The following is an 11,369-nucleotide window of genomic DNA, read 5'->3' as shown; positions in this document are numbered from 1 at the left end:
TCATCTCGCCCGGCTGACAGTCCGTGCGGCACGGGCCTGTCGGAGGCTAGCCTCCAGCGAGGGCCAATCGGAGCGTGCTGCGATATCTCGGCGCAGATAGCGCGCCAAGCTAATGATCTGTTCGTCGGTCATGGCATCACCAAATGCAGGCATAACGGGGGCCGTGCCATTGCTGGCAGCCGGAATGCCATTCAGGATCAAGGTCATCAGATTTTCCGGACCTTCTCCCGATACCGCCGTCGACAGACGAAGCGGCACTGCTCCCAGCGGGAGTGTCCGGCCCGAATCGTGGCAGGAAGCACAAGCATTGGCGTAGAGCCGCGCCCCGGGATCGGATGGCGCCGGCGGCGTTGCCGTCTGGAAGCCGGTGGATTGCGGCGGCGGCGGCGAAGCGACGGTTGCAGGCTTGGACGGGGACGAGGCGACTGGTTCAAGCGAAGCGAGATAGACTGCCATCGCGGCCAGTTCCTGTCGCGATACCTGGGACAGGTTCTCCGTCACGGCGGCCATCGGCCCTCTGGCCACACCGTGATCAGGATGGAAGCCTTCGGCGAGGTAGCTCTCCAGCGCATCCGCCGTCCACGGTATCGACGCCTCGGAGGCCTTGCCGAGCGCATAGGCGCGCCAGCCCTCGACCTCGCCGCCCTCGAAGGCGTGCGACTTGTCTTCCGCCCCCAACGGGTTCCGCGGCGTATGGCAGGCACCGCAATGGCCGAGCCCCACAACGAGATATCGGCCGCGATTCCACTGCTCGTCCCTGGTGGGATCGGGCTGCTGCTGCTTCTGGTTAAAGAACAGCAGCTTCCAGCCAGCCAGAACGAGCCGGATGTTGACGGGGAATGCAAGCTCGTTGGCGGGGGCCTTGGCGCTCACCGGCTCTCGCGTCATGAAGTAGGCGTAGAGAGCCCTAATGTCTTGGCTGCTCGTCAGCTTGAAGTGGTCATAGGGAAAAGCAGGATAGAGATGACGGCCCTCCCGGTCGACGCCCTCGCGCATCGCCCGCGCGAACGCCGCCTCCGACCAGGCGCCGATCCCCGTTTCCCGGTCCGGCGTGATGTTGGTGGAGTAGATGGTGCCGAAAGGAGTAGGCATTGCCAGGCCGCCAGCAAAGACACGGCCGGCGGGAGCCGTGTGACAGGTTCGGCAATCGCCGATGAGGGCCAGCTCCTTTCCCTCGGCCACGAGCTTAGGATCGAAGCCCGCCGGCGCGGGCGTGGCGATCGGAGCGATCTCGGAGCGCCAAGCATAGACGAGCGCGGCGGCGCCGACGAATACGGCCAAAGCGACGCCGATACCGAGGATGGTTTTGAGACGCATGATCAGCTAGCTGCTCCCCTTCGCCGGCGAACGTCAGGAACCCCGCCGGCGCAGGCCGCGAGCGATGCTCGCAAATTGCATCGCTGTCGCGACAAGGGCGAAAGCCAGACCAAGCCCGACCACGCCGGTCCAGCCGCCGAGTTGCCAAGCCGTCGTACCTCCTGCCGAGCCGAGCGCCCCACCAAGAAACATTGCGCCCATCAGGACAGTGTTGAGCCGCGCTCTCGCTTCAGGTCGCAGCGCGAAGACGATGTGCTGGTTCGAGACCAGAGCGGACTGCACGGCGAAGTCGAGCAGCACGACACCGACGATCAATCCGGGGAGCGAGGTCCAGGCCCCGAAGACGATCCAGGACACCAAAGTCACAATCGCTCCCATGGCAACGACCGGCGCGGGGCCACGTGCATCGGCGAACCGACCGGCCAGCGGCGCTGCCAGGATGCCGACAGCGCCGATGACACCGAACAGCCCGGCAATATCCGCTCCAAGATGGAATGGCGGCGCCTGAAGCCGCAATGCGAGCACCGTCCAGAATGCGGTAAAGGCCGCGAAGACAAGTGACTGAGTCATGGCCGCAAGCCGCAAGGCCGGAAATTCGCGCCATAGACCGAAGATCGAGCGCAGCAACTTTCCATAGCCGAGATGAGATTCAGGCGGCGTGGGCGGCAGGATCAGCCACATCAACCCACCCGCCGCGAGCGCCATCGGCACGCCCAGCCAGAACATTTCCCGCCACCCCGCATGGGTTGCCACGAAGCCGGCGAGTGTCCGGCTCAAAAGGATGCCGGTCAGAATGCCCGCCAGGACCGTGCCGACAACCGCTCCTCTCCGCTCCGGCGGTGAGAGATGTGCGGCCAATGGAACGATCTGCTGAGCGACCGTAGCCGAGAGCCCCACGACGAGAGAGGCAAGGACGACGAGCAATGCGTTCGGGGCGATTGCTGCCAGCACAAGCGCTATGGCGAGAAAGCCGAACTGCAGCACGATCAGCCGTCGTCGTTCAACGATGTCGCCTAGCGGGACAAGCAGAAAAAGTCCGCAGGCGTAGCCGAGTTGGGTTGCGGTCGGGACCAATCCCGTCAGCCGGCCGGGCAATGCCTCCTCGATGAGGCCGAGCATCGGCTGGTTGTAGTAGATATTCGCCACAGCGATGCCCGCGGCACACGCCAGGGCATAGATTGCCGAGCCTCGCAACACCAATGGGAGCGGGACAGCGATATCCTCCTGTTTCATCGGTCGGCCTCTCCTGAAGCAGGTCTGCGCGCCATCGGAGAGGTCGATGAGGGCTGTATCCGCTCATCTGCCCAATGGCATCGGTGTGCTCGCAGGGTAATTCATTACCGGCGGTCCGGGATTGCAGATTTGCATCGTCGCTTGAATGGAATCGCGATGAGCGGTGCCTGCACAGATGGCGTGTCCTGACGCGCGATATCGCTGCGATGGCAGCGCGACGGATCAGTCAAGTGGTGGCAGGAGCCGCATCAGTTCTTCTTGGCGGTCGGCGAGCCCCGGAGGCAAGATAAGGCGAGTCCCCAGCTGTTCTTGCGTCTCGTCGAGAAGGAAACCCGGACTGTCGGTGGATATCTCGATCAGCAGGCCATCCGGCCCGCGAAAATAGATCGAACGGAAATAGTATCGGTCCTTGGGCGGGCTCGCGGCAATGCCGAAACGTTCCATCAGGATCTCGGCCATCACCGTCTGGTCGGCTTCGTCCCTTGCCCTGAACGCCATGTGATGGATTGCCCCCGCCCCTAGTCTGGCGCGGGGCTCCCCGCGTCGTTGGTGCAGGTAGAATTTTCCACCAGGCCCATCGTGGGCAGAGAACCCGATCCAATCTCCTTCCTGGCCGATTTCCGTGAACCCCAGGACGTCGGTCAGAAGCTCCCCCATCAGCCCCGTTGCCTGGATGCTGAGAGAGACGCCGACCAGACCATTGACAGCAAACGCCGCAGGAAAGCCGTGAGTTCGCCGCATGGCTCTTGACATTGGCTCCGCGGCCACAAGCGCCAGTTGCGTATGGTCGGGATCCTCCAAGATCAGCCCCGTCCCGCATAAGGGCAGACGTTCGCGCCTGTAGGGTATGGCGCAGCGTGTAAGACGACTTTCCCACCAATTGAGGGCATCGGGAGCAACTCCGAGCAAAATGAGTTCGGCATCCGTGGATTGCTTCGTAGCAGCTGTCGCGCTGGCCCAGGAAAAGAAGGACAAATGACCTCCAGGTGCGCCATCGCCACGCCCGTAGATGAGGTGATAAGCGCCCGGATCCTCATGTGTTACGGTTCGTTTCTCCAGACGCAAGCCGACAAATCTTGAATAGAAATCAAGGTTGCGGGCCGCATCCGTCGCAATCACCGTGACATGGTGTAAGCCGCGCCCAATCATGCTTGACGTCCCCTGCTCCGTAGCAGCGCCTCCTCTCAGCGCTCACGACGGCTGGCAATTCGGTCCGAAGCCCGTTGTCTCATACACGTCCTCCATGACCCGGTTGATGCGGGCATCGGCCAATTCTACTGCAATTTGCACTGGAGCGTTCGGCCGGTCGCTAGGCGTCGATGCCAATAGCGGATGTATGGCCCGATGCCCACCCGCAAAAGCTGCGAGGTCGCAAAGATCAATGATATTTGTGCGGGAGAAAGATTGGTGCTTGCCGACCATGGCAGCATGTCTGCTGGCGTCGCTACGGGCTATTCCCAACTTGTCGACGCCATGCGCCGGGACTGACACCCGTGAATTGTCGGAACACGCGCGTGAAATGGCTTTGATCACCGAAGCCGCAAATCAGGGCTATGTCTGAAAGCGAGGAATGTTGCGCGGCGAGGTGTTTCTTTGCTTCACCGATACGCAACTGTGTCAGGTATCGATGCGGTGCCACGCCCACGCTTCGACGGAATGCACGCGCGAAGTGGCTTGGCGTTAATCGGCATTCGCTCGCCACCTGCGCGATCGTCAGAGCGGAAGCGAGGCGCATCGTCATGATTTCCTTGGCTCGGCGCTCTTGCCACGCCGCCAGACGGCCAGGCTGGGTGGCAGCGGTATCGAGCCCGCCATAAGCTTCTGCAAAATGGGTTAGCAGGCTGATTGCAAGCTGATCAATCAGCAGTTGGTTGGAACTGGCTACGGCAGCGGCCTGAATCAGCGCGTCGGACAATCCCCCCAGAATTCTGTCGGGAACTCCGGCCTCCCAGCGCAAGGTCGAGATCGGTCGGCTACCATATTGATCGGCGAATGCCGAAAGGGCTCGGAACGGAATGTAGAATTGTAACGCCTCGAAGCGGCCTCGAAATTGCCATTGCGGAGTATCGCGCAGATCGAGCACGTCAACCTCTTTGGCCTCCACCCGGCCCGAACTGTGATGATGGCCGCCGAGCCAGCAGGAACGGCATTCCAGCTCGTCGAGTTGATGCAAGATCAAGAACGCATCCTCACAGGGCGCCGGACCGGTCCGGTCCCTGAAACGGCGTTCGCAGGACAAATGGGTTGCGGCCAGCCCCAACTCTCCGTCGAGTTGAAACTCGATGATCGATCTTCCGGGCATCCCGAAATGCTCGGAAACGCGCGGGCCGAAAAAGCCCAGTTTTTCCTTGGTCGTCGACGATTTCATGAGCATGACAAACCGCCTGTGGGCATGCCGGAAAAATTCAAATCATCCCGAGGCCCTGACACCATTTTTGAAACCTAAGCCCAAGTTCGCCGCGAGCAGAGCAATTCAACCAATCGCCGCTTCCAGTCGATCACGGATGGCGACGAGCGCGCGCCGGATTTCCTCTCGATCTTCATCCGTCTCACCAATCGCATCGGCAATGGCTACATTGATCGGCGGGATCTTCTCCAGAATTTCCCGACCTGCCGGCGAAAGATCCACATGCACGACGCGTTCATCTTTCGTATCCCGTCGACGGATGATCAGGTCGGCCTTTTCAAGGCGCTTCAACATCGGCGTCAGCGTGCTCGACTCCAGCTTCAATCGGTCTCCGATAGAGCCAACGGATTGAGCCCCCTCCTGGCTTAGCACCACGAGTGTCAGATATTGCGGATAAGTCAGTCCAAGCTCGTCGAGCATGGGGCGGTACAAGCGATTGAACATGTGAGCAGTCGAATAGACCGCGAAGCAAATGTGCTGTTCGAGCGAGAGCATTCCCTGCACCTGCTAACCGTTGGACGATGCGCTTAGCATCCCAACTGATCCATCATAAGTGAACTTCTATAGCACCCAGCACCCGACATGGAATATATATGTTGCACGATAAACAATCGTGCAACAATTGCAAGTGTGTCGTGACGGTCGCGTGAAAAGCGCCAGGACGCGGACCGGTCGTCTTCTGATGCGAAGGCGGAATATCGTGGATTGTCGGGCACGGCGCCGGCGAGCAGCGGACATGGCGCGATCTCTAACCGCTGACCTGCCTTGCCGAGTTACGGAAGAGAAGGTAATTCCCAGTCTCGATGCCCTGTTTTTCGAGGTATTTGCCATACAGCACTTGGGGCGGCTCCCATTGCGCCAGCGCGGCATCGACGTCATCTGGTGACGCGGCGAGTTCATCGGCAAGCGCGATAGCATTGGCGGCGGCCTTCAACGTGCTGGCGGCCGTATGTGGACGTGGGATCGAGGCCGCATCACCAAGTATGACCGCGCGCCCGGAGACCATCCGATCCGAGGCCAGATCGCGGATTGCCTGGGCGAAGGGTTGTGGTGTCGCCTGCACGACATCGCGAAATCCGGGCGGCAGAAGATTCTGCGCCTCTCTGTGAACGTGCTCGACCCAGCGGTCCGCCAAAAAGCCCTCCGGTATCGCATAACCACGTGATTTTCCGTCGCGGTCGGTCATCACCTCGGCCAGCAACTTTTGGTCGACGACGCGGTACCAGACCCAGTTGTAGATCCGGTGGTCGGGCTGGACATCGTTGTCGGCGCCCGGCACAAGATAGCCGAGAATGTGAGAGCCCTTATTGTTGGCAAAACCGAAATCCCCATGCAGCGTGTCGCGAGAGACCCGCGGCATACGGTCCTCCGCCAGCAGCCCACGCCAAGCGATGTACCCGGCGTATCGAGGCTGTATGTCCGACCAATATTGGCGTCGTATTGTGGAATTTCCGCCGTCCGCGCCGATCAGCAGATCACCGGTTTCCCGGGTGCCGTCGTTAAAAATCGCGGTCACGCTGCGTGCGGCTTCATCCTGTTCGACGCGCAGCAGGGTTTTCGCCCGATGATAGTGCTCTTCGCCAAAGGCCGCCTTCAGCGTTGTATAGATCAGCGACCAGGAGGTCTGCGTCTGCGGCGCGATGTGCTTCGACTCGATTGAGCCATCCGGTCGAAAGACAGTCCGGTATCGCGACTGGACACCGAGGACGGATTTGTCGATTGTGGCGTGAGAACGACGGAATACCTCCAAAACGTCCGGCTGGAGCACGATACCGCCACCCCGGCTGTCAAGATCGCCGGCGGAGCGCTCGAAGATATCGACATTCCAACCGACGCTGCGCAGCATGTTGCCGGCGAACAGGCCGCCGAGCGAACCACCAATGACGATGGCGCGGCGCGTCTTGGCGGCGGAGTTCGTTGTTTTTGACGCGTCCCGCATATGTCATCTCCTTGCTTGATGAAATCAATGTGGACGTCCCCGAATGAAGCGATAATCCAACAATGCCGGCGCTCTTCTTTGCGTTGAGCGCAAAGATCGGCGCTATCAGGAGGGGGAGTAGGGAAGGTCGCTCAGCGTCCGGCTGTCGGATCCCAGTAAGGCGGTGATCCGAAATGTTCTGCCAGAAAGTCCAGGAAGCAGCTCACCCTGCGCGATCCGCGTCGGCTGGACAGGTACAAAGCCCAGACGGCGCCTTCCTCCGGACCGGGGCTGACGGACCATTCTTCCAGAACGGGCACCAGCCGACCCTCGGAAAGGTCGGGGCCGACCAGCCATGTCGGCATCATGATCAGCCCGGCGCCGCCAATCGCCGCTTCCCGCAAAAGCTCCGAGCCGCTGGCGCGTAAGTTTCCTGAAACGGAGATCCGCTCGCGCGCGCCATCCTTGGCCAGGGTCCAAGTGGTGTCACCGGTGAGATAGTCGAACAGGAGACAATTGTGGCGTGAAAGATCGCCGGGAGATTCCGGCGCGCCATGTTCCGCAACATAGTCCGGACTGGCACAGATCAGCCGCCTATGCGGCGCCAACTTGCGGGCGATCAGACTGGAGGAAGTCAGTGCGCCCAGGCGGACGGCGATATCGATCCGCTCCTCGACCAGGTTCACGACCGTATCCGAAAGCGAGACATCGAGCCGCATCTCTGGAAAACGTCTGAGAAAGAGCGGAAGAGCGGGCCCGACATGCACCCGGCCGAAGGCAACCGGCACGGATATGCGCAACAATCCGCTGGGCGGCCCGCCCTTTTCACTTATGGCGCGATCGGCGTTCTCCATATCATCGAGAATGCGACGGGCATCCTCAAGATAGCGAGCTCCGGCATCCGTCAGCGTTACGCTACGTGTCGATCGGTTCATCAGCAAGGTGCAGAGGGCTTCCTCAAGCGTATTGATTTGCCTTGTCAACGAGGAAGGTGCGAGGCCCATACGGCGAGCGGCGGGCGCAAAGCCCCCATGTTCGACCACGGCTACGAACGCGTTCAGCGCGGTAAACTTGTCCATCGATCACCGTTGCGTGCTGTGCAATGAACATCTCGAATAGTGATCAATTATCATCGGATCGTTCATGAGACAAATTCGTTCCGAAAGGAGCCCAACCATGACCATAACCGTGACCATCACGTCCGACTTCATCTGCCCTTGGTGTTTGATCGGCGAGCGCCGCCTGAGCAAGGCTATTGATAGTCTCCCTGGCGGAATGGACGTAGAGTTGAAATGGCTACCGTTCGAGCTCAATTCCGACATGCGACCGGAAGGTATGGACAGGAAGACCTACCGCTCGCTCAAATTTGGCAGTTGGGAACGCAGCCGCTTGCTCGATGCACAGACAATGGAGGCCGCGAAGGGCGACGGCGTGGCATTCGACTATCCCGCCATCGAAAGGACTCCCAACACTTTATCCGCCCATCGCCTGATGCAGTTGGCTCAAGAGCAAGGCAGCGCGACATCGATCGCCAACCGAATCTTCTCCGCCTATTTCGAGCATGGCCGCGATATCGGCAACCCCGACGTCCTGGCCGACATAGCCGCTGAAAACGGCATGGATCGTGCACAGGCAGCCGCGTTCCTGGCGGGAGGCGGTGGCACCGAAGCTGTCCGCGATCTGGAACTCAACGTCCAAAATCGAGGCGTACGCAGCGTTCCCAGCTTTGACATTGATGGCGAGATCGTTTCTGGCGCGCAACCAGTCGAAATCTTCGAAGCGACTCTCCGCCGCGCCGGCGAACGGAGCAGTGCTTGCAACGCGGGTGCCTGCACGCTTGCTTAGGTCCCGGCAACATCGCTTTCAATTTGCGGCACAGCGCGAGAGCTGCCCGCGATGTCCCCGCTCACGCCATCGAGCGTTCCTCTTGATGACTGGTCAAATATCGGCGCGCGAAACTCCTCGGCGTTGAGCCTGTGTAGGCCGTGAATGCAACCGAGAAGGCCCCGACGCTGTTGAACCCGACCGCATATGCTGTTTGCGTCACGCTGCAAGCACCTTCGCGCAAAAGCTTGATCGCCTCACTCATGCGGGCCTCGTTGATGAATTCCCGCCAGCTTATGCCCAATTCGTCCTTGAACCGCCGGCGTAGCGTACGTTCAGACATGCCGGCGGCATGCGCAGCTTCTGTGATCGACGCCGTTTCCAGATTTTGCCGGGCAAAAGCGATTGCATGTGCCATCTCCGGATCATTGCTGAAGGGAGTCCACATCTTCCGTTTGGCATCGAACCAGATGCTGAGGAGTTGTCCCATGGTTCGGAAGAAGTCACTGGCGATTGTATCCGTTGGATCGCGGTCCGGTCCCCATCGCCGCGCAAACGATGCCATTTCAATCGCCAGCGGAGACATGAGGACAGCCCAGCAGCCTGGATGGCGCCAGATGGATTCGGAGCGGGTAAACTTCACCAGGGTCAGGAGGACTGGTCGCGCGCTCGCCAACCGATAGGAACGTTCCGAGGGAATGAACACCATATGGCCAGCCGGCAAGGTCCACCGTCCCGCGGCCCCCAACAGTCTGGCTTCGCCCTGATGGATACAGACCAGCATCCCGCCAGCCTCACGTTCGGAACTTGCATCGAAGGACAATGCGTCGACTTCGATCGCGTGACTTGGATCGCTGTGATTGACGGCGAACCGGTCGTCCCTCGGCCCGAGCACGAATTGGGATAGGCTGGTGCCGACTCCGCCGAGGGGGCAATCCGTATCAGGGCTGGTAGTCACATTCCTACTTTGTGGAATTAGATTCATGACCTCTGTCCGGTTTTAGAAAAAATATGGCCTATTTTCGAATGACGGCCTCTTCGTAAAGTGCAATCGTGAACGCTGCAAGAGGTTGCGTGTAAGCGCCCAGGAAGACGCCACCGGAGGAGCATGTCCAAATCCGAGAATGAATCCGCTCCTTTGGGCGGCCCGGGAATACGCGCTGAGACCTGTCTGCTCGACATCTCGGGTATCGGAAAGCGGTTCGGCGGAACGGTCGCGGTGCGGGACGTTTCATTTTCCGTCGCCGCCGGCGAGATCATTGCCCTGCTGGGCGAGAACGGCGCAGGGAAATCGACGCTGATCAAGATCATGGCAGGCGTATTTCAAGCCGATACCGGCTCGCTGAGCTTCAAAGGCGGTTCGCTTCAGTCGGCCGCCAAAGCGGGCCGCATCGCCTTCATCCATCAGGATCTTGGCCTCATTCCCTGGATGACGGTCGCCGAGAATATGATGCTCGGCGGCCGCTATCCGCGTCGGCTGGGCCTGATTGATTGGCGGGCGAGCCGAGAGCGGGCACGACTGGCACTCATCGAGATCGGCGGTGAAATCGACCCTGACGATCGTATCGAGACGTTGAGCCGCGCCGACAAGTCGCTTGTCGCCATCGCCAGGGCGCTGGCGAGCAACGCCGAGTTGATCGTTCTGGATGAACCGACTGCAAGCCTGCCGCAAGCCGAGGTCGAAAGATTGCATGATGTCCTACGGCAGTTGCGCTCGCGGGGAGTCGGCATGGTTTACGTCTCCCACCGCCTCGACGAGGTCTATGCTTTATGCGACCGCGTCGTTGTCCTGCGTGACGGTATCGTTGCCGCGACAGCTCGGGCCGCCGAAATCAACCCGGAATCTCTTGTTCAGGCGATCATCGGCCGACCACACGATCAGGTCTTCATTCGTCCACCAAAACCGCAGGAACCGCAGACCGTCATAAGCCTTGAGGCAACAGAAATCGGGACCGTCGGCCCAGTCGACCTGAAACTGGGGTCCGGTGAGATCGTCGGCCTTGTCGGTCTGCGCGGGGCGGGCCAAGACGCCATCGGCAAGGCGCTGTTCGGAATCGAACCTATCGCTGCCGGCACGATCCGGCTTTTCGGCGAGGCTTATGTGCCACGCGATCCGTTCGACGCCATCGTCAAGGGCGTGTTGATGGTGGCTGGAGACAGGAATACCGACTCCATCGCTCAGGGGATGAGCGTGCGCGAAAACATGTTCCTCAATCCGGTCGCCGCCGGTCGGGGGCTCTTCAGTCCGCGATTCCCAGCGTTGGAGAACGAGGAAGCCGAAGGACTCGGCGCGCGGGTGAGTTTGCGGCCAAACGCTCCCTCGGCACCGATTGAAACACTCTCCGGCGGCAACCAGCAGAAAGTTGTAATGGCTCGCTGGATGCGGATCGGCGGCAGAGTGCTCGTGCTTGAGGATCCGACCGCTGGAGTCGACGTGGGCGCCAAGGCTGAAATCTATCGCCTGCTGGCGGATGCATTGGCGAATGGTCTCAGCGTGCTGCTGATTTCCACCGACTTCGAGGAGGTCACCGCCATCTGCCACCGTGCTTTCATCTTCCGAGCTGGGAGGATCGTCGCGGAACTATCCGAAGACAAACTGTCGATCGCCAACCTGCTTGGCGCTGCGTCGCTGTCACCTGCTGCCTAACGGAACCACGTCAATCGCATAAA

General features: G+C 60.5%; 10 protein-coding genes. 2 read left to right on the top strand and 8 right to left on the bottom strand.

The features are described 5' to 3' along the window. The 7 genes from FJ957_RS21725 to FJ957_RS21695 all read right to left on the bottom strand — a co-directional run bounded on the left by FJ957_RS21725 (position 1) and on the right by FJ957_RS21695 (position 7,954). Positions 1–1,317: a cytochrome c gene (locus FJ957_RS21725; protein WP_140834895.1), complete on the bottom strand. Its 1,317-nt coding sequence runs from the start codon at positions 1,315–1,317 to the stop codon at positions 1–3. Between the two features lie 33 nt (positions 1,318–1,350). Next, entirely contained in the window at positions 1,351–2,550 is a 1,200-nt protein-coding gene (locus FJ957_RS21720; protein WP_140834894.1) for an MFS transporter, read from the bottom strand. Positions 2,551–2,772: 222 nt separating this feature from the next. After that, the gene (locus FJ957_RS21715; protein WP_140834893.1) at positions 2,773–3,699 is read right to left on the bottom strand and encodes a VOC family protein; all 927 of its coding nucleotides are present in this window, start codon (positions 3,697–3,699) and stop codon (positions 2,773–2,775) included. A gap of 295 nt (positions 3,700–3,994) precedes the next feature. Beyond that, on the bottom strand, positions 3,995–4,924 hold the full coding sequence (locus tag FJ957_RS21710; RefSeq protein WP_140834892.1) for an AraC family transcriptional regulator: 930 nt from the start codon (positions 4,922–4,924) through the stop codon (positions 3,995–3,997). 99 nt (positions 4,925–5,023) lie between these two features. Then, a complete protein-coding gene (locus FJ957_RS21705) occupies positions 5,024–5,452 on the bottom strand; it encodes a MarR family transcriptional regulator (protein ID WP_246685910.1) in 429 nt (142 codons plus the stop codon). A 253-nt stretch (positions 5,453–5,705) separates the two neighbouring features. After that, positions 5,706–6,896 (bottom strand): FAD binding domain-containing protein, encoded by a 1,191-nt coding sequence (locus tag FJ957_RS21700; RefSeq protein WP_140834890.1) that lies wholly within the window; start codon positions 6,894–6,896, stop codon positions 5,706–5,708. 131 nt (positions 6,897–7,027) lie between these two features. Then, the gene (locus tag FJ957_RS21695; protein WP_140834889.1) at positions 7,028–7,954 is read right to left on the bottom strand and encodes a LysR family transcriptional regulator; all 927 of its coding nucleotides are present in this window, start codon (positions 7,952–7,954) and stop codon (positions 7,028–7,030) included. Positions 7,955–8,051: 97 nt separating this feature from the next. On the opposite strand from FJ957_RS21695, the gene FJ957_RS21690 reads away from it, so the two are divergent. Further along, positions 8,052–8,720, top strand: a complete 669-nt coding sequence (locus FJ957_RS21690; protein WP_140834888.1) for a DsbA family oxidoreductase — start codon at positions 8,052–8,054, stop codon at positions 8,718–8,720. A gap of 61 nt (positions 8,721–8,781) precedes the next feature. On the opposite strand, the gene FJ957_RS21685 is transcribed toward FJ957_RS21690, so the two are convergent. Further along, entirely contained in the window at positions 8,782–9,684 is a 903-nt protein-coding gene (locus FJ957_RS21685; protein WP_140834887.1) for a helix-turn-helix transcriptional regulator, read from the bottom strand. A gap of 168 nt (positions 9,685–9,852) precedes the next feature. Here FJ957_RS21685 and FJ957_RS21680 point away from each other — a divergent pair, with 168 nt between their 5' ends. Further along, positions 9,853–11,346, top strand: a complete 1,494-nt coding sequence (locus FJ957_RS21680; protein WP_210243256.1) for a sugar ABC transporter ATP-binding protein — start codon at positions 9,853–9,855, stop codon at positions 11,344–11,346. Positions 11,347–11,369 lie beyond the last annotated feature (23 nt).

Origin of the sequence: Mesorhizobium sp. B2-4-6, from assembly GCF_006442775.1 — a bacterium.
Classification (GTDB): Bacteria; Pseudomonadota; Alphaproteobacteria; order Rhizobiales; family Rhizobiaceae; genus Mesorhizobium.
Note: the sequence above shows the minus strand (reverse complement) of the source record. Positions and strands in the feature narration are given on the sequence as shown.